This window comes from Methylobacterium komagatae, assembly GCF_042661665.1.
Lineage (GTDB): Bacteria > Pseudomonadota > Alphaproteobacteria > Rhizobiales > Beijerinckiaceae > Methylobacterium > Methylobacterium komagatae.
Window position 1 is genome coordinate 4,519,782 of sequence record NZ_JBHSWN010000001.1, and the last position, 20,454, is coordinate 4,540,235.

11 protein-coding genes and 2 pseudogenes are annotated in these 20,454 nt (G+C 69.2%); 4 read left to right on the top strand and 9 right to left on the bottom strand.

The features are described from left to right. Window positions 1-99: 99 nt before the first annotated feature. Window positions 100-390 (top strand): hypothetical protein, encoded by a 291-nt coding sequence (locus ACFQE0_RS22385; protein WP_378973564.1) that lies wholly within the window; start codon window positions 100-102, stop codon window positions 388-390. 124 nt (window positions 391-514) lie between these two features. Further along, the gene (locus tag ACFQE0_RS22390; RefSeq protein ID WP_378973567.1) at window positions 515-1,447 is read left to right on the top strand and encodes a ferredoxin reductase domain-containing protein; all 933 of its coding nucleotides are present in this window, start codon (window positions 515-517) and stop codon (window positions 1,445-1,447) included. Window positions 1,448-1,451: 4 nt separating this feature from the next. Here the strand turns inward: ACFQE0_RS22390 and ACFQE0_RS22395 are convergent. From ACFQE0_RS22395 to recO, 5 genes and pseudogenes are all read right to left on the bottom strand, one after another. Next, window positions 1,452-6,715: pseudogene (locus tag ACFQE0_RS22395) on the bottom strand (alpha-2-macroglobulin family protein). A gap of 173 nt (window positions 6,716-6,888) precedes the next feature. Continuing rightward, window positions 6,889-8,916 (bottom strand): protein meaA, encoded by a 2,028-nt coding sequence (locus tag ACFQE0_RS22400; RefSeq protein ID WP_378973569.1) that lies wholly within the window; start codon window positions 8,914-8,916, stop codon window positions 6,889-6,891. 148 nt (window positions 8,917-9,064) lie between these two features. Further along, window positions 9,065-9,730 carry an SGNH/GDSL hydrolase family protein gene (locus ACFQE0_RS22405; RefSeq protein WP_378973572.1) on the bottom strand — a complete coding sequence of 222 codons (666 nt, stop codon included), beginning with the start codon at window positions 9,728-9,730 and terminating at the stop codon, window positions 9,065-9,067. Continuing rightward, window positions 9,730-11,976, bottom strand: a complete 2,247-nt coding sequence (gene parC / locus ACFQE0_RS22410) for a DNA topoisomerase IV subunit A (protein WP_378973575.1) — start codon at window positions 11,974-11,976, stop codon at window positions 9,730-9,732. The genes ACFQE0_RS22405 and parC overlap by 1 nt, the downstream gene beginning before the upstream one ends. 100 nt (window positions 11,977-12,076) lie before the next feature. Beyond that, complete coding sequence (gene recO, locus ACFQE0_RS22415) at window positions 12,077-12,796, bottom strand: DNA repair protein RecO (protein ID WP_378973578.1); 720 nt, start codon at window positions 12,794-12,796, stop codon at window positions 12,077-12,079. A gap of 46 nt (window positions 12,797-12,842) precedes the next feature. Between recO and ACFQE0_RS22420 the strand changes: the two genes are divergently transcribed. After that, window positions 12,843-13,529, top strand: coding sequence for a gamma-glutamylcyclotransferase (locus ACFQE0_RS22420; protein WP_378973580.1), 687 nt, complete (start codon window positions 12,843-12,845; stop codon window positions 13,527-13,529). A gap of 3 nt (window positions 13,530-13,532) precedes the next feature. Here ACFQE0_RS22420 and ACFQE0_RS22425 read toward each other — a convergent pair whose 3' ends face one another. Next, on the bottom strand, window positions 13,533-13,676 hold the full coding sequence (locus ACFQE0_RS22425; RefSeq protein WP_378973583.1) for a hypothetical protein: 144 nt from the start codon (window positions 13,674-13,676) through the stop codon (window positions 13,533-13,535). 157 nt (window positions 13,677-13,833) lie between these two features. Here ACFQE0_RS22425 and ACFQE0_RS22430 point away from each other — a divergent pair, with 157 nt between their 5' ends. After that, the gene (locus tag ACFQE0_RS22430; RefSeq protein ID WP_378973585.1) at window positions 13,834-14,370 is read left to right on the top strand and encodes a hypothetical protein; all 537 of its coding nucleotides are present in this window, start codon (window positions 13,834-13,836) and stop codon (window positions 14,368-14,370) included. Window positions 14,371-14,378: 8 nt separating this feature from the next. Here ACFQE0_RS22430 and dnaE read toward each other — a convergent pair. The 3 genes and pseudogenes from dnaE to ACFQE0_RS22445 all read right to left on the bottom strand — a co-directional run bounded on the left by dnaE (window position 14,379) and on the right by ACFQE0_RS22445 (window position 20,407). After that, a pseudogene (gene dnaE / locus ACFQE0_RS22435) lies at window positions 14,379-17,895 on the bottom strand (DNA polymerase III subunit alpha). A 537-nt stretch (window positions 17,896-18,432) separates the two neighbouring features. Then, window positions 18,433-19,101 carry an ABC transporter ATP-binding protein gene (locus tag ACFQE0_RS22440; protein WP_378975632.1) on the bottom strand — a complete coding sequence of 223 codons (669 nt, stop codon included), beginning with the start codon at window positions 19,099-19,101 and terminating at the stop codon, window positions 18,433-18,435. A 55-nt stretch (window positions 19,102-19,156) separates the two neighbouring features. Continuing rightward, window positions 19,157-20,407, bottom strand: coding sequence for a lipoprotein-releasing ABC transporter permease subunit (locus ACFQE0_RS22445; RefSeq protein WP_378975634.1), 1,251 nt, complete (start codon window positions 20,405-20,407; stop codon window positions 19,157-19,159). Window positions 20,408-20,454 lie beyond the last annotated feature (47 nt).

A 20,454-nucleotide genomic window follows, 5' to 3' on the forward strand; every position in this document is an offset into this window, starting at 1 on the left:
ACCCACAGTCATCCACAGTTCGCGTGAGCGTGGGGATGGGCGATGGCCGAGGCGGCGAGGCGTTTTCAACCGGCGGGTAGCCCGGATCTCGTGCGCCGCATGATCGCTCGTCCGATGCGTCACGCGTATCAGGTCCGCACTCGTCTGCCGGAGCGCGAGGCTCAGACCCTTGCCGTGGCACCGGTCCTGGCGCGGGCCGAGGCCGCCATCGGCCGGCTCGAATCCGAACTCGGCGTGATGAAGGCGGTGGTGCGGGCGCAGAGGGACGAGATCGCCTCCCTGCGCGCCCAGCGCCAGCTCCTCACCGAATCCTCGCCCGACGACGACGTGCGGGCGACCCGCGAACGGTGGGCCGCGCTGGTCGACAGCCTGCTGATCCGCGCCCGCTGAAGACGTCCGGGCCTGCCCCCGCCCGTCCGTTCCCGTCCAGGATGATCCAGTGTCGTACGATGTCCGCGGGAACGCCGATCCCACCTTTCCGCATCGTGCCTTGAGACAGGGCGAGGGTTCCGCCATGCGCGCGCGCTGCTCGCTCGTCGTCAACGGCCGTGCCGTCCGCTGCTCCCCCGGCGAGACGCCCCTGGAGGCCGCCCTGGCCGAGGGGATGATCGCGCCGGTTCCGGGGCTTCACGGGGCGAACCTGCTCGGCCAGGGCGCGGCACCCGCCATGCGCCGCAGCCAGGGCCGCCGTGCCCGCGAGGCGCCCGCGCCCCTGTCCGAAATCCCCGAAAGCGATCCCGCCTCGGCGCATTCGCCTGGGCCGCAGGAGCGCGCGAAGCAACAGAACCTCAAGGGTAGCATCACGGCGGTGCGGCGGCTCGGCCCCGGCATCCTCGAAGTGGTCGCCACCCTGTCCCGTCGCCCCCTCCACGAGCCGGGCCAGGCCTTCACCGTGACCCTGCCGGGTCTGGGCGCCCGGAGCCTGTGCCCGACCCTGCGGGTCGACGGCTCGGCCGAGATCAACGAAGCCGTGTTCCACATTCCCCGCGATGCGGAGATCGGCGACCCCGAAGAGCTCATCCTCGGCGGCGAAGTGAAGCTCAAGGGCCCAATCGGGCGCAGCCATTACCGTCCCGGCGGCGGTCGGCTGGTGCTTGCCGCCTCGGGCGCCGGGTTCGGGCCGATCTGGGCCATAGCGCGGGCCGCGCGCTACATCGAGCCGGGGCGGGACATGGCCCTGTCGATCGGCGCCCGCGACGCCCTCGATCTCTACATGCGCGAGAGCCTCGATTGGCTGCGCGCCACCGGCGTGGGCCGGATCGTGCTTTGCACCGAGCGTGGCCGCCAGCGTCCGCCGGATGTCCGCCTCGGCCCGGTGGGTGCCCATCTCCCGCAATTGCGGGCGACGGACGTGATCCACGTGGCGGGCGATATCGGCACGGTCGGCGCCGTGCAGGCGCTCGCCGGAGCGGTGGGCGCGCGCTGCTACCCGATCGTGGTGGAATAGGCCACTACTTCCCCTCCCCCACCGTCAGGCTCCCGGTACCGGTCCGCCCGTAACGGGCGGGGCGGTACATGTCCTCGACGCTGGCGCCGGGATGGACGTAAGTCCCCGGCGAGACCGCCCGCACCGCGTAGGCCACGGTGAAGAAGGCGGGCTGGCTCGGCTCGCGGGTATAGGCGGCCACGAACCGGTCGTCCCGGAACTCGGTGTGGATCGGCTGGACATCAGACTTCGCGAAGGCGAGGCCTTGCAGCGCATCCGCGTCGAGGAGCTTCGGATTGTCGATCTCGAGCCCTGCGGGCAAGCGATCGACGAGGAGGAGGCGCGCTGCCTCGGCCTTCGCTTCGGTCACCTTGAGCACCACGACGAGGCGGTCGTTCTGGCGGATGCCCGTAGCGGGATCGACGACGCTGCCGTCGAGCCGGTGCAGGCTGCGCTCCACCGTATAGCCGCGGGACTCGGCGGGTTCGGGGGTGAGCGGGTTGCCCGCGACGCCGAGGGACACCTGAACCGGCGCCGCGCCGGTATTCACGAGCACCCTGTCGCTCACACCCAGCTCCGCCTCCCGGAAGGTGCGGGCCAAGGCCCCTGTCTGGGCGGCGCCGTCGAGGGTGAAGGACAGGCCCTTCGCCTCGTCCGCGAGGCTCTGCGCGGCGAGAATCATCCAGGCATTCTCCTGCGTGCTGGTCGGGCGTCCATCCGCCCGTTCCTGGCCAAGGGCCGCGCTCGCGGGCGCAAGAGCCGACCCGGCGAGCCCGGTCTCGGCGGCGAGCGCGATCAGCCCGGCGCCATCGCGCAGGCGGGAGCCGTAATCGGCACGGTAGCCTCCCCGATCCCGCTCGGAGGAAAGCGCGGAGACGGCCGAATCCATCACCTTGGCGGCCCGGCCGCGGTCTCCCAGCAGAGCCAAAGCGGCGGCGAGCTGCGCCCGCCCGAGGGGTGTTCGGAAGTCGGAAAGGCGCGAATCGGCGAGGTACCGCAGGTCGCCCATCACCGGGCGTCCGTTACGGGCGAGCACATAGGCGGCATAGGCGAGGTCGGCGCCCCCGTCGCGCACCTCGCTCGCATTGGCGACCGCGTTGCGCAGCCGGTCGAGGGCCAGCGTGAACGGCCCCTGCGGCACGGCGAACTTGCGCTCGCGGGCACGGGTGAGAAAGTCGCTGACATAGGCGTCGAGCCAGAGGTCGTTCGACCCGTCCGCCGACCAGAGCCCGAAATCGCCGCTCGAATCCTGGCGCGACAGCACTCGCTCGATGGCCTCGCGCACCCGCCCGTCCACGTCGGGGTCGAGGGCCATGCGGTCGAGGCTGGCGAGCCGGTTCACGTAAAGGAGCGGCAAGGCCCGGCTCACGATCTGCTCGGAGCAGCCATAGGGATAGCGGTCGAGCGCCTGGAGCAGGACGGGTACATCGATCCCCGGAGGCGTCGAGGCGGAGAGTGAGACGCTGCCCGTGCCGGGAATCACATCCGCCAGGAGGTCGGCCGAGACGCGCAGGCTTTCGCCGGGCGCGAGGGTACGCACCGAGCGTCGCAGCAGCGCGCCCGTGCCGGGTGCGATGCCGAGGCTGAGGCCGCGCGACAGCGGAGCGGGCAGGCCCGGCCCCGAGAGCGTGACGTCGAGCCGGGCGGTGCCCGGCCCCGCCGCCGTCAGCGGTACGGCGAAGCGGCCCTGACCCTGCGCGGCGAGCTTCAGTGTGGTTTTGAGTGCCTGCGCGCCGACGAGGACCGGCCCGGATGGGGTGATCGTGGCCACGTACTCGCCTGCCGGTCCCTCGACATTGTCGAGAGCCACGAACAGGCGCGAACGGTCGCCGATATCGAGAAAGCGCGGCAGGGTGGCGCTCACCACGACGGGATCGCGGATCGTCACGTCCGCCTGGGCCTGCCCGACGCGGGTGCCGCTCCAGGCCGTCACCATCACCCGGCCGGTCCCGTTGAAGGCGGGAACGGGGAAGGTGACGCTGGCCGTCCCGTCCGGTCCGACCTTCACCACGCCGGAGAACAGGGCGAGCGGCGCCTCGGTCGGTGGCGCGTCGGCGAGTTCGGCTCCGGCCGCGTCGCCGCCGGAGCGGATCGCCCCTGCGCTGCCCTGCATGCCGTCGATCAGATAGCCGTAGACGTCGCGGAATTCCGGCCCGAGCGCCCGCTGGCCGAGGAAGTAGCGGGTCGGGTCCGGCGCGGCGTAGCGCGTCAGGTTAAGGATGCCGACATCGACCATCGCGACCGTCACCCGCGCCTCCTCACCCGGAGCAAGCCCCGCGACCTTGACCGGCAGGGTCAGGTCCTGCCGGGGGCGCACCTTGCCGGGCGCGTCGATGGAGACGGTGAGCGCGCGCCTGTCCCGATCGATGGAGAACCAAGCGAGGCCGACCGCCCGGCCAGGCTGGCGCTTGGCCGCCTGATCGAGGGGCCGATAGGCTGTGGCGACGAGATAGGCGCCCGCGCCCCATTCCGCCTTCACGGGCAGGCGGATCGTGGTGCCGCCTTCGGGCACGCTCACCTCGCGGATGTCGTGGATCCTGTCGCTCACCACCATCACGCTGGCTTGCCCGGCGAACTTGGAGCCGAGCTTGGCGGTGAGGGTATCGCCTGCCGCGTAGGCCTGCTTGTCGAGGGTGAGGTCGAGGAGATCGGGGGCCTGCGCCGTCTCCGAGCCGGCCCAGCCGACATCGAAGCCGAGGCTCGCCGCCGCTTCGGGCGCGCCGGGAGCCGTCACGTCCAGGCGGTAGGAGCCGAGACCGACCGGCGCCTGAATGCGGCCGGGGGCATCGGCGGCGAGGTCGAGGGTGCCGCTGGCGATCCGCTTCGTGGTCTTGGCCGCCTCGAAGGACCAGCGGCCATCCGCACGGTACCATTGGTAGGTTTTTTCAACTTTGTTCAGCGTCCAGGCTACGCCAGCCTTGGGCAGGCGATGCCCATTGGGTGCCGCCATCACCACGTCGAAGCTCGCGAGGTCGCCGTCCTTCAGGTCCGAGAAACCCTTGCGCAGGGCAAGAACCGGCCCCGAGGGCAGGATCGGCAGGGTCACGCTGCGCGAGAGCGCCCGCCCCCCGGGCTCGCCCACCGCCAGGGTGATCTTCGCCTCGAGCGGCCGGGGGGCGGCGATCTCCGGCACCGGCACGGCGACCTTCGCCGCGCCCTGCGCATCCGTGGTGGCGTGGGCGGAGAGTTCCCGCGTCGTCGCCTCGACCGCCTCGTCGTCGAGGCCGACCGTGAACCCGTCGAGACCCTTGATCCCATTCTGAGAGGCGGCCTGTACGGTGACGCTGCCGGAGACATCGAGCCCCGAACCCGGCGCGCCGTAGAGGTAGCGGGCGGCGACCGCGATCTCGGCCGCCTCGCCTCGCGTCAGGCTGGGCGCAGCGGGGGTGAGGGTCACGTCGAGCCGCTCGGGGACGTAATCCTCTAGCAGGAAGCTCGCCTCCCCCACCGGGGGCGCCTTCGGATCGGCATAGGCCGCGATCCGCCACGTGCCGTGCATCGCCCCCGACAGAAGCGGCAGGGGAAGGGCCCGCCCGCCGAGCCCCTGATCGGCCACGGAGACCCGGCGGTACTCCACGCCATCCGGGCGCTTCACCACCAGCGTCAGGGGGAGATCGGCCACCGCGCTGCCGCGGGCGTCGCGCAGGAGGGCGGCGATCTGCACCGTTTCGCCGGAGCGGTAGACCCCACGCTCGGTGAAGACGTAGGCATCAAGCCCCCCGCCCTCGGGACGGCCCTTCACGCCCCGGTCGGTGAGGTCGAAGGCGGCCTGATCGAGATCGAGGAAGCCGTAATCGGTGCCGAGCGAGGCAACGACGAGGCTCGGCGCGGTGCCGCCTTCCCCCGGCTCAAGCCTGCCTCGAAGGCGGCATGGCCCTGCGCGTCAGTCTTACGGGTAGCCAGAACCTCGTTGTCCCGGGCAACGAGGCGGATCTCCGCCCCCTCCATCGCCTTGGCCGTGCCCAGCGAGCGCAGCACGACGTGGACGCCGTCCCGACCCTTCGTGGCGGTGAGACCGAGATCGGAGACGACGAACCATTGCGTCGCCTGGGTCTCGTACTCCTCGTCCGAGGCGGCCGTGCCGGAGGCCCGGGCGAGCATCACGTAGACGCCGGGCTCCAGCGTGCCGACCGCTTGGAGCACCGGGAAGGCGGTGACGCTCTCTTGGTTGATCTCGGCCTTGGCGGTGTCGAGGCTCCCCTTCCAGACCCGGACGCCCTTCTGGGCGGCGATGGTCTTTGCGGTGGAACCGCTGAGTTGGCCGAGGAAATCCTCCGAGCGCAGGGTCGGCAGCAGGCCGCGATCCCCGATGCGCAGCACCTCGACCTCGAGCTTCGGGGCGTTGACCGAGACGATGGGAATGCCGGCCTGACCCGTGCGCGGCAGGACGTAGTTGCGCCCGGTGAAGCGCGCCTGCGGCGCGCGATCCCGGACATAGATCTCGTAATCGGCGGGTTTCAGCAGGGTCTCGCCGACCCCCGAGGGGAGGCCGGGACGCAGCACCACCGCGTAGCGGCTCCCGTGCTTCAGGCCATCGACGCAGACCTGCGATCCCTCCCCCGTCACCGCCGCCGAGGCGCTTCCGGACACCGCGACGTAGGGGGCGAAATCCGCCTTGGGCGCGACCGCCTCGGAGAATGTGAAGCACAGGCGCGGGGCGGCGGCGTCGGAATCGACCGTGTAGTTCAGAATGCGGAAGCCATGCTCGGCGCGCAGTCGCTCATAGGTCTCCCGGATCGACGCATCGTCCAGCAGCGCGAGGCTCGCGGCAAAGGCGTCGAGCGCCGGGCGCCATTCTTCCTGATCGGCGGCGTTCTCACCGAGCAGGGCGAGGGCCGAGGCGGCATCGGGGGCGGTGCGGGCGCGCTCGTAGGCGCGGTAGGCGGCGGCCAGTGCCTGACCGCGCAGGCGCGTCCGGCTTTGATAATCGTTCTCTTCCGTCTCGCCCGCCGCTCCCTGAGCCGCGCGGGCATAGGCGCGCCAATTGGCGGGGTCGGCGGGATCGGCGGCTATGGCGGCGGCGAGCGGCGTCAGGGCCTCGGTGGGCTTCTCGGTGTCGAGAAGACCTTCGCCCTTGCGGCGGGACTGGGCAGCGGGGGCCAGCGGCCCGGCGACTCCCGCCTTCAACGTGGCTTCGAGGCGAACGGCGTCGCTCGCGAGGCCGGGGCGGACGAAGGTCCGCTGAAAGGATACAGCCGCTTGGGTCGGCCGCTGTTGCGCGGCGGTGGGCGCCACCAGGAGCAGGGCGGCGAGGCCGCCCGCGACCGCTTGGATCCACCACCGCGCCATGGGCCCCTCCCCCCTACCGCCGCGACGCGAATCGCGGCGGAATCGCGGGGGAGATTACAGGCCGGGCGGGCGAAAGGAACTGGCCGGACCGCCCCATTCACCACGCGAACCTGAGGCGCCGCGAAGCGGCATCTCAGGTGGAGGCCGAGGGGGCCGGCACGGCGAACAGGGCTTCAGTAGACCTGAGCCGGCTCCGCCTGCGGCCGGTTCGCCTTGGCGTCCAGGCTCTTCTCGATGACCTTGCCGAGATCGATCATGATCCGGTCGATGGCGTAGTCCTTCGGCGTATAGACGGCCCGCACGCCCATGTTCTTGAGCACGAGTTCGTCCTCCGGCGAGATGATGCCGCCGACGACGACCGGAACGTGATCGAGCCCGGCCTCCCGCATCATCGCGCGGACCTCGCGCACCAGCGGGACGTGGCTGCCCGACAGGATCGACAGGCCGACCACGTGGGCGCCGGTCTCCTTCGCCTTGGCGACGATCTCGGACGGGGTCTGGCGGATGCCGTCATAGGTCACGTCGAAGCCGACATCGCGGGCACGCAGCGCAATCTGCTCCGCGCCGTTGGAATGGCCGTCGAGACCCGGCTTGCCGACGACGAGCCTGGGCTGCTCGCCCAGGCGCTCGCCGAGATCGGCGATGAGGAGGCGCGCCTCGTCGGCAGCGCCGGAAGAAGCAGTCTCCACCGTGACGCCGGTCGGCGCCCGGTACTCGCCGAACACCTGGCGCAGGCGCCCGCCCCATTCGCCGGTGGTGACGCCCGCCTTCGCCGCCGCGATCGAGGCAGGCATGATGTTGGCGCCCGAGCGCGCCGCCTCTTCCAGCGCGTCGAGGGCGGCCTTCACCGCCGCATCGTCGCGCTGCTCGCGCCACGCCTTGATGCGGTTCGCGGCTTCCATCTCCACAGTCTCGGAGACGGAGAAGATCGCGCCTTCGCCCGCCGTGAGCGGCGAGGGCTCGCCTTGCTGCCACTTGTTGACGCCGACGACGATCTGGTCGCCCGCCTCGATGGCCGAGATGCGCTTGGCGTTCGATTCCACCAGGGCGCGCTTCAAGGCACCCGTTTCCACCGCCGCTACGGCACCGCCGATGCCGCCGATCCGCTCCAGCTCGGCGCGGGTCTGGGCCTTCAACTCCTCGACGCGCTTCTCGATGACGTGGCTGCCGTCGAAGATGTCGTCATATTCGAGCAGATCGGTCTCGAAGGCGAGGATCTGCTGCATCCGCATGGACCATTGCTGGTCCCACGGGCGCGGGAGACCGAGCGCCTCGTTCCAGGCGGGCAATTGCACCGCACGGGCGCGGGCGCGCTTCGACAGGGTGACGGCCAGCATCTCAATGAGGATGCGGTGGACGTTGTTCTCGGGCTGCTGCTCGGTCAGCCCGAGCGAATTGACCTGCACGCCGTAGCGGAAGATGCGCTTCTTGGCGTCGGTGATGCCGTAGCGCTCCTGAGCGATCTCGTCCCAGAGTTCCGCGAAGGCTCTCATCTTGCAGATTTCGGTGACGAACCGCATCCCCGCATTCACGAAGAACGAGATCCGGCTGAAGACGTCGGAGAAGCTGGCCTCGTCGAAATTCGGGTCCTCGCGCACCGTGTCGAGCACGGCGATGGCGATGGCCAGCGCATAGGACAATTCCTGGACCGGCGTCGCCCCCGCCTCCTGCAGGTGGTAGGAGCAGACGTTCATCGGGTTCCACTTCGGCACTTCCTTGGTCGTGAACAGGATCACGTCCTTGGTCAGCCGCAGGCTCGGCGCGGGCGGGAAGACGTAGGTGCCGCGCGAGAGGTATTCCTTGATGATGTCGTTCTGCGTCGTGCCCTGAAGAGCGGCGATCGGCGCGCCCTGCTCCTCGGCGACCGCAAGGTAGAGGGCGAGCAGCCACGGCGCCGTGGCGTTGATCGTCATCGACGTGTTCATCTGGGCGAGCGGGATCTGGTCGAACAGGGCCCGCATGTCGCCGAGATGCGCGATCGAAACGCCGACCTTGCCGACCTCTCCGCGCGAAAGCTCATGATCCGGATCGTAGCCCGTCTGCGTCGGCAGGTCGAAGGCGACCGACAGGCCGGTCTGGCCTTTGGCGAGGTTGCCCCGGTAGAGCTTGTTCGATTCCGCTGCCGTCGAGTGGCCCGCATAGGTGCGGATGATCCACGGCTTGTCGCGCTTCACCTCGGCGATTTCGGCGCTCGCGCCCATTCCACCCACTCCCGTATCGCGTTCTGATTGCAACGCTCAGAGCGCCGCTTGCGGCGCAGCGTAGCCGAGGCTCAAGCCGCCGTCATCCAGCCCGGGCTGCACGAAAAATCGGGGTTGACGGTGAAGGGAATTTGAGACGCGCAGTCGATCAGGCCAGCAAGGCCCCCATATGCTTCGCGACGGCGCCGTAATCGGCAAGGTGAACGCCGTCGCTCAGCGCTCCCGGCTTGGCGAGCCCTTTGGCGAGCGCCTCGGCCGGCCACCCTGACCCCTCCCGCAATTCCGAGAACGGGTCGGCGAAGCCACAGCCGGTCTCGGCCGCGAGCCGTTCGAGGCGAGCGGAGTATTCCTCCACCGCTTTGGTCTCCCGCTCCTGGCCCGGCACCTGATCGATCGGCGGAAGGGCCAACACCACAACCCGATCAGCATGGGTCCGCAACCAGCGCATCAGCGCCAGGGCTGCCGCCTCGAACCGGGCGATTCCCTCCGACGAGAGCGGGCGGGTGCGCACCGAGAGGTCGTTGCTGCCGAGGATCATCACCGCCACCCCGGCCCGGCGGGGGACGTATAGCTCCGGCAGGCGCGCCGCGTAGCCGCCGATGCCGATGCCGCCGACGCCGCCATTCACGACCGGCCGGGGGCCGAGGGGGTGTGCGCACAGGAACTCGGCATGGGAATCGCCGAGGACGAGGGCGAAGCCGGGCTCGGCCGCGTCGAGATCCCGCTGGATCAGGGGGAAGCGCATGGCGATGCGCTCCCGGCAGATCTGTCTGTAGCGGCGGCGCCGGAGCGACTGGCGCAGCCAGCCGAGCATCAGCGCCCGAACCGCTCGAATTTCGGGAAGCTGCGCGCCATCATCAAGCCGACCTCGGCGCGGTGGCCGACCCACTTCTCGAGGATCGCCGCGTTGGCGAGCCGTCCCTCCGCCGAGCCGTCCTGCCAGGGCAAGCCGTCTTCCAGCTTGAAGACATGGGCGTGGGTGAGGTGTCCGCTACGGCAGCGCTGAAGCCGCACGCCCTTGCCACGCGCCAGTTCCGCCACTTCCCCGATCGGGAAGATCAGGAGCAGCTTCTCCGAATTCAGCACCGCCACATGGTCGCCCTCGGCGGGGACCATCAGCGCCGCCGTGGCCGATCCGTCGAGGCCGAGGATGCCCTTGCCCTTGCGGGTATTGGCGACGAGGGCGTCCGAGGGCGCCACGAAGCCGCGTCCGTCCGAGCCCGCGAGGAGCAGCTTCGTCTCCGGCCGGTAGGGCAGAGCGGCCACCACCTCGGTGCCGTCATCGAGATCGACCATCAGGCGCACGGGATCGCCGAAGCCGCGCCCACCCGGCAGCTTCGACGCATCGAGGGTGAAGACCTTGCCGTTCGAGGCGAGCAGCAGGATCTTCTGGGTGGTCTCGCTCGGGAAGGCGATCTTGAGCCGGTCGTCGCCCTTGAAGCCCACGCCCGACAGGTCCGCCACATGCCCCTTGAGGGCGCGGATCCAGCCCTTCTCGGAGACGATCACCGTGATCGGCTCGCGCTCGACCAGAGCCGCCGTGAGGTCGACGCCCGCCGTGTCCGGCGGATTCTCCAACGTCGTCCGGCGCTTGCCGAGCTTGGTCTCCGGTCCGAACGTCTTCTTCACCGCGCGGATCTGAGCCTGGATCGACTTCCACTGCGCGGGCTCGGAGGCCAGCAGCCCGTCGAGTTCGGCCTTCTCAGCGGTCAGCGCATCGAACTCACGCCGCAGTTCCATCTCCTCCAGCTTGCGCAACGAGCGCAGGCGAGTGTCGAGGATGGCGTTGGCCTGCACCTCGGTCAGTTCGAACCGCGCCATGAGGGCAGGCTTCGGCTCGTCCTCCTCGCGGATGATGCGGATCACCTCATCGAGGTCGAGATAGACGATGAGCAAGCCACCGAGGATCTCGAGCCGCCGGTCGATCTGGCCGAGGCGGAAGCGGGAACGCCGCTGCAGCACGACCCGGCGATGATCGACCCATTCCCGCAGGCATTCGGCGAGCCCGATCACCTTCGGCACGAGGCCGCCGACGAGGACGTTGAGGTTGAGCGAGACCCGCGCCTCCAGTTCGGTGAGGCGGAACAGCGATTCCATCAGGATGACCGGATCAACGCTGCGCGAGCGCGGCTCCAGCACCACCCGCACGTCCTCGGCGGATTCATCGCGGACATCGGCGAGCAGCGGCAGCTTCTTCTCCTGCAGAAGCTCGGCCATCTTCTCGATCAGCCGCCCCTTCGGAATGCCGTAGGGGATTTCGGTGACGACGATGTTCCACGTCCCCCGGCCGAGATCCTCCTTGTGCCAGCGGGCGCGGACCCGGAAGGCGCCGCGCCCCGTGCGGTAGGCTTCCGCGATCGACTCGGCCGAATCCACGAGGATGCCACCGGTCGGGAAATCCGGCCCTTGCACGAACTTGGCGAGCTGGCCCGAATTCGCTTCGGGATGGTTGATCAGGTAGAGCGCCGCGTCGCAGAGTTCGGCCGCGTTGTGCGGCGGGATCGAGGTCGCCATGCCGACCGCGATCCCCTGGCTGCCATTGGCGAGCAGGTTCGGGAAGGCCGCCGGAAGGACGATGGGCTCTTCCTTCTCGCCGTTATAGGACGGCCGGAAATCGACCGTGTCCTCATCGATCCCATCGAGGAGCAGGCGGGCCACCTCGGTGAGGCGTGCCTCGGTGTAGCGATAGGCAGCGGGGCCGTCGCCATCGATGTTTCCGAAGTTCCCCTGACCATCGACCAGCGGGTAGCGCTGCGCGAAATCCTGACTGAGACGCACGAGGGCATCGTAGATCGCCTGATCGCCGTGGGGGTGGAAGTCACCCATCACGTCGCCGACGATCTTCGCGCATTTCTTGTGCGCGGTGTTCGGGTCGAGCCGCAGGAGGCGCATGCCGTAAAGGATGCGCCGATGCACCGGCTTCAGCCCATCGCGGGCATCGGGCAGGGCCCGGTGCATGATGGTCGAGAGCGCATAGGCGAGGTAGCGCTCTTCCAGCGCGGATTTCAGCTCGACGCTCTCGATGCCGTCGCCGGATGGCGGCTCGAACGGCTGGCCCATGGTGGTTCCCCGACTTCCCGGCCGCACTCTTCGTCATTGCTTCGCTCCGCTCGCAATGACGGTGGAGCGTACGGCGCATCACTAGAACATTACGCGAACATTATCCTGCGGCGACGCCGAGCGCAACGAATCGCGCCCGCTCCTCCGGTGGCGTGAGGCCGCGTGGACCCCAGACGTGCCGGTCGAGGAAGTATCCCGTCAAGGTAAACCCTTGTGCAACGCCGTCCGGCCCCGGGGCACCGCCCTCGCGCAGGAAGGTCGGGAGGGCGAGTAGCTTGTCCCGGTAGGGCTCGCCCGCCGCCGCGCTTACGGCCCGGCCGGTACGGGGGGAGACATAGGCGAGGCGGTCGTTGCCGCCTGTCGCAGCACAGGACGAGAGATCGAGGCCGAAGCCGAGTTCCGTGAGCACGGCGAGTTCGAACCGCACCATCAGAGGCGGGGCAATGTCGGCATCGTCCAAATGCTCCACGAGGATGCAGGCCGCTTCGTAGAGCGCGGGGTGCGGATCCCGCTCGGGCAGAAGCCGCAGCAGCGCCCCCATCGCGCCGAGCCCGTAGAGGGCGAGACCAGAGCCGATCATCCGCGACACTTCCGAACTCAGCGGCTCGACCGCGAAGGCGCCGAGCCCGTCATCGAGCCGCGCCCGCCATGTGACGCGCACCCGGTTGCCCGGTTGCAGCACTGGCTGCATCCGGCGCGAGCGCCCGCCATGCACGAGGCCGAGATGGCGGCCGTGCTCGGCGGTCATGGCTTCGAGGATGATTCCGGTCTCCCCGTGCCGACGCAGGCCCAGCACGAGGGCATCGTCCGTCCATTGCATGGGAGGGATATAGGTGTTTTCCGCTCCGTTGCGTTAGCCTCGCGCGATGCCAGCCACGAACCTCGACCTGACCCTGGACCTGATCCGCGCCGCCCATGCGCGCCCCGTTGCCGACGATCCCTCCGCGCTCACGGTGATGACCGACGAGGAGCTTCGCCCCGGCCTTGAGGAGATCGTGGCCGGACGCGAGGGTGCCGCGCTCTGGGTCTTCGCCTATGGCTCGCTGATGTGGCGGCCGGAATTCCCGGTGGCGGAGCGGCGGCTCGGCACTGTGCGCGGCTTTCACCGCCGGTTCTGTCTGTTGCAGCGCCGCTTCCGGGGCACGCCGGAGCGGCCGGGCTTCGTGCTCGCGCTGGACAGGGGCGGCCTGTGCCGGGGCGTCGCCTTTCGCCTGCCGGATGCGGAGATCCGCGAGGCGCTGATGCCGGTCTGGCGACGGGAGATGCGCGGGCGCGGCTACGTCGCTCGCTGGCTGCCGGTGCAGACTGAAGAAGGAACCGTCTCGGCCCTCACCTTTCTCGCCAACCGGGCGAATGACCGCTACGCGGGCCGCCTGCCCGATGCGGAGATCGCGGACCGGATCGCCGTCGCCTGCGGCCATACCGGGCCGAGCGCGGAGTATCTCTACCGCACCGTGGAGGCCTGCGAGGCTTTGGGCATCCGCGACCGGCACCTGTGGAGCCTCCAGGCGCTGGTCGCGAAACGGTTGAAGGCCGAACTCGCCAAGGGATGAGGCTCAGATCCAGGCGCGCTTCGTCGCGACGATGCTGCGTGCGCCGGCATGCTCCGCATCGGGGTTGCGGAGTTCGCGGAAGCCGGGGGCCCGGCCGTCGATGAGATAGACGACCAACATGAGGCCGAGGGTGATCTTGATGCGCATGGCCACGCCTGAGGACTTAAGCGTGGCGGTGTAGGATCGATCGATTTTGAATGAGTTGCTGCAGCGCACATCAACCCTGCGATGAGCGCCTCTTACCTCCCGGCGTGGTAAAGCCGCCCTTCCCGGCCGCGATGCGGCGTTAACGGATCAGGCTTCCATGCGGATCGCGGCCCCTGCTCTCGCTGTTGCTCTCCTGGCCTCCCCCGTCCTTGCGGATGAGATCGGGCTCGTGGGCGAGGCGACCATCGGCAGCGCGTCGCGCCATGTCACCCTGCGTCTAGCCTGCGACCCGGCGCATGCGGGGCTTTCGGCAGCGCTGACGATCCCACGCTTCGCGGACCTGTCGTCGACGTTCGATGTCGACGCCTTCACCGGGGCGAGCGGCACGACGAAGCCGCTCACCGCGATCCGGGTGGTGGGGGCGAACGGAGTGCGCAGCATGATCGCGCCCGCGACCGGCGCCGTGGCCGCCGATCCCGCAACGAGCTTTACGCTCACCGTGGCCGGGCCGAAACGCACGGAGAACCCCCTGCGCGGCATCGCGCCCGGCTTCGCGCAGCCGGGCGCGCGCATCGTCTGGACGCAGTCGAGCCCACGTGCGGGCGACGCCTCCGTGATCGCGACTTTCCTCGTCACGGATGCAACCGCTATTCGGAACGTCGTCGAGCCCTGCGCGGCGGGCTCTATGCCCTGAGTCCTGTCCTAGCTCACTTCCACCTGCGCCACGCCCGGCATCGCCCGAAGCATGCCGGCGAGTTGGGGCGTCGCCTGATACCGGCCGGGGAGGCGGATCTCCACCTCCCGGTCGCCGCCGTCGAGGCGGAGCACCAGGGACACCTCGCCCTCCCCGCGCATGGTCAGGCGGCTCTGCACCGCCTGAATGCCGCGTGCATCGTCGAGATGGATGCGCATGCCCTTCTGGAAGCGGGCCACGGCCGCATCGAGGGGTTCGGCGGTCATGATGCGGGCGCGGACATCCTCGCCCTCCAGGTTTGCCTGAAGCTGGAGCACCAGCGGGCGGCCGGGCTCCAGGATCTCGCGGTAATGGCCGAGCCCTTCGGAGAAGATGATCGCTTCAAAATGCGCCGTCCGGTCCGAGAGCGTGACGATGCCCATCTTGTTGCCGGTCTTGGTGCGCCGCTCGGCCCGGTCCAGCACCGAGGCCGCGACCCGGCCGACGCTCGTCGTGCCCGCCCGCACCGCCCGGCAGAAATCCGCCCAACTCTGCACCCGCAGCTTGTCGAGGAGATCGCCGTATTCATCGAGCGGATGGCCCGAGACGAAAAAGCCGATCGCCGCGTATTCCCGCTTCAGCGTGTCGGCCATGGGCCACAATTCGTGGGGCGGGATGCGCAAGGAGACATCCGCCGAGGCGACACCGCCGAACATGTCGGCGACGCCGGTCGTCTCGGCCTCGACCGCGCTGGCGGCGAGGCGCATCATCGGCTCGACCGCCGCGAAGGCCCGCGCGCGGTCGGGCTCGATGCAATCGAGCGCCCCGGCCTGGACGAGGCTTTCCATCGTCCGCTTGTTCACGAGGCGCGGGTTGAGGCGCCGCGCGAGGTCGGAGAGGTCGGTGAAGGGCTTGCCCCCCGCGCCTCGACCAGCGCCCGCACGGCCTCGCGGCCGACGCCCTTGATGGCGGCGAGGGCGTAGAAGATCTTGCCGTCACGCACCTCGAACACCTCGCCCGAGGCGTTGATCGAGGGCGGCTCGACGGTGATCTTCAGGCGCTGCGCGTCCTGCCGGAATTCCGCGATCTTGTCGGTGTTGTCGATGTCGAGCGTCATGGCGGCGGCCAGGAACTCGACCGGATGGTTCGCCTTCAGGTAGGCCGTCTGGTAGGTCAGCAGGGCATAGGCGGCGGCGTGTGACTTGTTGAAGCCGTAATCGGCGAACTTGGCGAGCAGGTCGAAGATCTCGTTCGCCTTGGCCTTGGTGAGGCCCCCCGCCTCGCAGCCCTTCACGAAGCGCTCGCGCTGGGCGTCCATCTCCGCGCGGATCTTCTTACCCATGGCGCGGCGGAGCATGTCGGCCTCGCCGAGGGTGTACCCGGCGAGCACCTTGGCGATCTCCATTACCTGCTCCTGGTAGACGATGATGCCGAAGGTCTCCTTCAGCATCGGCTCCAGGCTGGGGTGCGGGTACCAGTTGGCCTCGTTGCCGGCATCCCGGCCGAGTTTGCGCTCACAGTACACGGGGATGTTGGCCATCGGGCCCGGCCGGTAGAGGGCCACCAGGGCGATGATGTCCTCGAACCGGTCGGCCTGCATCTCGCAGAGCGCCTTGCGCATGCCCGCCGATTCCACCTGGAACACGCCGACCGTCTCGCCCCGGCCCATCGGCGCGTAGGTCTCCGGGTCATCCAGCGGCAGGGAGGCGAGATCGATCTCGATGCCGCGCGCCTTGAGCAGATCGGTGCAGCACCGCAGCATGGTCAGCGTCTTGAGGCCGAGGAAGTCGAACTTCACGAGGCCCGCCTGCTCCACCCACTTCATGTTGAACTGGGTGACGCGCATGCCCGTCTTCGGGTCTCGGTAGAGCGGAACCAGCTCTTCCAGCGGCCGATCGCCGATCACCACGCCCGCCGCGTGGGTCGAAGCGTGGCGGTGCAGCCCTTCGAGCTTCCGCGCGATATCCACGAGCCGGGCGACGACCGGCTCTTCCTCGATCGCCTGCTGAAGCTTCGGCTCGCCCTCGATCGCCTGGGCCAGCGTGACCGGGTTGGCCGGGTTCTGCGGCACGAGCTTGGTCAGCTTGTCGACCTGCCCGTAGGGCATTTCGAGCACGCGGCCGACATCGCGCAGCACGCCGCGGGCGAGCAGCGTACCGAAGGTGATGATCTGCCCGACCTGCCCCTCACCGTAGCGCTCCTGCACGTAGCGGATGACGCGCTCGCGGCCCTCGACGCAGAAGTCGATGTCGAAATCCGGCATCGAGACGCGCTCGGGATTCAGGAAGCGCTCGAACAGCAGGCCGAAGCGCAGCGGGTCGAGATCGGTGATGAGCAGCGACCATGCGACCAGCGAGCCCGCGCCGGAGCCGCGCCCCGGCCCCACCGGAATGTCGTGCTCCTTCGCCCACTTGATGAAGTCCGACACGATCAGGAAGTAGCCGGGAAACTTCATTGAGACGATGACGTCGAGCTCGAAGGCGAGCCGCTTGCGGTAATCATCCTCCGTGAAGCCCGGCGCGGTGCCGTGCTGCTGCAGGCGCAGTTCGAGGCCCGCTTCGGCCTGTCGGCGCAACTCGGTCGGCTCGTCGACGGCGATCGCCTGCGCCACCGCTCCCGAGGCTTCGGCCAGCGCGTCGGCCATCGGGGCCGCCTCGCCCCCGGCGATCCGCGAGAAGTTGGGCAGGATCGGCTTGCGGGTCCGCGCGCGCACGGCGCATCGCATGGCGATCTCGACCGTGGAGGTCAGCGCGTCGGGCAAGTCGTGGAACAGGGCGGCCATCTCGGCCCTGGTCTTGAAGTTGTGGCGCGGGGTCAGCTTGCGGCGGCGGTCGTCCGAGACGATCCGCCCATCCGCGATGGCCAGCAGCGCGTCGTGGGCGTCGTAATCGTCCGGCTTCGAGAAGAAGGTCTCGTTCGTCGCCGCGATGCCGAGCCCGTTCCGGTCCGCGAGATGGAGCAGAGCCGCTTCGATGCGCCCCTCCTCCGGCAGACCGTGGCGCTGGATCTCGACATAGAGCCGGTCCTCGCCGAAGGCGTGCTTCAGGCTCTCAAGGCGGCTCGTGGCGAGTTCGGGGCGCCCGGCCCGCAGGGCGGCATCGAGGGGACCGCCCGCTCCGCCGGTCAGCGCGATGAGCCCGTCGGCGTAATCCGCCAGGGCGGAAGCGGCCACGCGGGGCGACTCACCGAGGGGGAATCGAAATAGGCGCGGCTCGCGAGCCGCAGGAGGTTGGCATAGCCGGCCTCGTCCTGCGCCAGCAGGACCACGCCGTGATGGGTCGGCAGGGTGCGGGCATGGGGATCCGCCGCCTCGAAAGCTACGGACAGCTGGACGCCCGCGATCGGCTGAAGCCCATCCTTGGCCGCCTTCTCGGAGAATTCCAGGGCGCCGAACAGGTTGTTGGTATCGGTGAGCGCCAACGCCGGCTGCCGGTCGGCCACGGCGGCCTTCACGAGGTCGCCGAGCTTCACCGCGCCTTCGAGCAGGGAATAGGACGAGTGGACGTGGAGGTGGACGAAGCCGACCTCCTTCAATTGACGTGTCATGTCCGGCCTTGTTCGGGGGCCGCCGAGGATCGTCCCTGCCCGCCCCGAAGTCGACCGCCCGGCGGCCACAGGGACGACTTATCCACTGCCCGGGGGCCGATTCCCGGTCCCTGTGGCAGGCCGGTGAATGGCGGGGGCATCCTGTGGATAAGGCCCTTTCGAGGGGAACTTTCGCGCGCTTGAAAGCACGTCCTCAATGGATCGGTGCGAGAGCTACCGCCCAGGCGCCGAACGCGCCGAACAGAATGCCGAACGCCATGAACTCCACCATCCCGGTCAGGATCGCCCGCTTCAGCATCATCGCCGCCTCCCGTCTTGGTTGAGGCAGTATGTTCTTGTTTTGTTCTTTTGGAAGCGGAGATTTGCAAGAGCGTCATGCGGCGTTCGAAGATGGTTGATGAAGGGTTGCGGCCTGCTCCTGGCCCGGCCCACCCTCTTTATCCTGGAGCCTAGCCGAGAAGGTTTGAAATCCCCTCTCCCCGCTTGCGGGGAGAGGGGAAGCCCGCGTCCTCTCCGGCCGGTATGGTTCGAAGTGCGTCAGTCCAGTGGCGTGATCTGACCGTCGCGGATCGTCACCCGCCGGTCCATGCGAGCGGCGAGGTCGAGGTTGTGGGTCGCAACCAGGGCGGCCAGCCCCGAGGCCCGTACCAGCGACATCAGCACCGAGAAGACATGCCCGGCCGTGCCGGGGTCGAGGTTGCCGGTCGGCTCGTCGGCCAGGAGCAGGCGCGGCCCGTTGGCGACCGCGCGAGCGATGGCGACGCGCTGCTGCTCGCCGCCGGAGAGTTCGGCCGGGCGATGCGCCAGCCGCTCTCCCAGGCCGAGGAAGGTGAGAAGTTCGGAGGCGCGCGATTTAGCCTCGCCCCGCTTCAGGCCCCGGATGAGCTGGGGCATCATCACGTTCTCCAGCGCCGAGAACTCGGGCAGGAGGTGATGGAACTGGTAGACGAAGCCCATCTCCTCGCGGCGCAGGCGGGTGCGTTCGGCATCTCCCATCGCGGCGGTGGGGCGCCCGCCGATATAGACCTCGCCGCCGTCCGGCCGTTCGAGCAGCCCGGCGAGATGGAGGAGCGTCGACTTGCCCGCGCCCGAGGGGGCGACGAGGGCGACGAGTTCCCCCGGCCAGATCGCGAGATCGGTGCCCCGCAGGATCTCCAGGGCACCCTCGGCCTGGGCGTAGCGTCGTTCGACCTGCGCGAAGAACAGGGCCGGGACCGGCGGGGCGTCGGCGGCAGCGGGGCCGGGCTCATGGGCAGGGGCCTCAGCCGTAGCGCAGGGCCTGCACCGGATCGAGCCGGGCGGCGCGCCACGAGGGATACAGGGTGGCGGCGAGCGACAGGATCAGCGTGGTGACGACCACCGCCACGATCTCGCGCGGATTCATCTCGGCGGGGATCTCCGCGAGGAAGCGTACGGTCGGATCCCAGGCACCGGGGAAGAGGAAACGCTGGATCGGCTTGATGTTCAGGGTGATAACGATGCCGAGCACCAGCCCCGACAGCGTACCCACCACGCCGATCAAGGCGCCGTTGATGAGGAAGACCCGCATGATCGTGCCGGGCGTCGCCCCCATGGTTCGCAGGATCGCAATGTCGCTCGACTTGTCTCGCACGAGCAGGATCAGGCCGGAGACGATGTTCAGCGTCGCCACCACCACGATCAGGCTGAGGATCAGGAACATCACGTTCCGCTCGACTTCGAGGGCTCCGAAGAAGGTGCGGTTGCGTTGGCGCCAATCCGTGAGCAGGAGCGGGCGCTCGGCCGCCATCTCCAGGGGCTCGCGCATGTCGCCCACATGGTCGGGGTCATCGACGTAGATCTCGATCAACGAGACGTCGCCCTCACGGTTGAAGAAGGTCTGCGCCTCGGTGAGCGGCATGAACACGAAGGTCTGGTCGAATTCGGTCATGCCGACTTCGAACACCGCCTTCACCGTGTAGCTCTTGGTGCGGGGCGCCGTGCCGAAGGGAGTCGAGGCGCCCTTCGGCGTCGATAGGGTGATCGTATCCCCGGCCTGAAGGCCGAGCGTATCCGCGAGGCGCTTGCCGATCAGCACGCCCGTCCCGTCATCGAAGCCCTCAAGGGTGCCGCCGCGGACCGACGTGGTGACGGCGGCAAGAGAATCGAGATCCTGCGCCCGCACTCCACGCACCAGCACGCCCGACCCGCCATATTGCGAGGAGGCGAAGGCCTGCCCCTCGACCAGCGGCACCGCCGACTTCACCCCCGCCACCTTGGACAGGCGCTCGGACAGGTCCTGCCAATCGTTGAACGAGCGGTCGATGGGCGTGGCGAACAGATGGCCGTTGATGCCGACGATCTTCGACAGCAACTCGGCCCGGAAGCCGTTCATCACCGAGAGCACGATGATGAGGGTCGCGACTCCGAGCGCGATGCCGAGCACCGAGAAGAAGGCGACGACGGACACGCCCCCGCCCCGCCGCCGGGCCCGGAGATAGCGGCCCGCCAAAAGCCATTCGAACGGAGCGAAAGGCGGCGTGCCCGCGCGCATGGTCGCGACGAAGCCCGACGTCCAGTTAGCCGCCTGCCCCTTCAGCC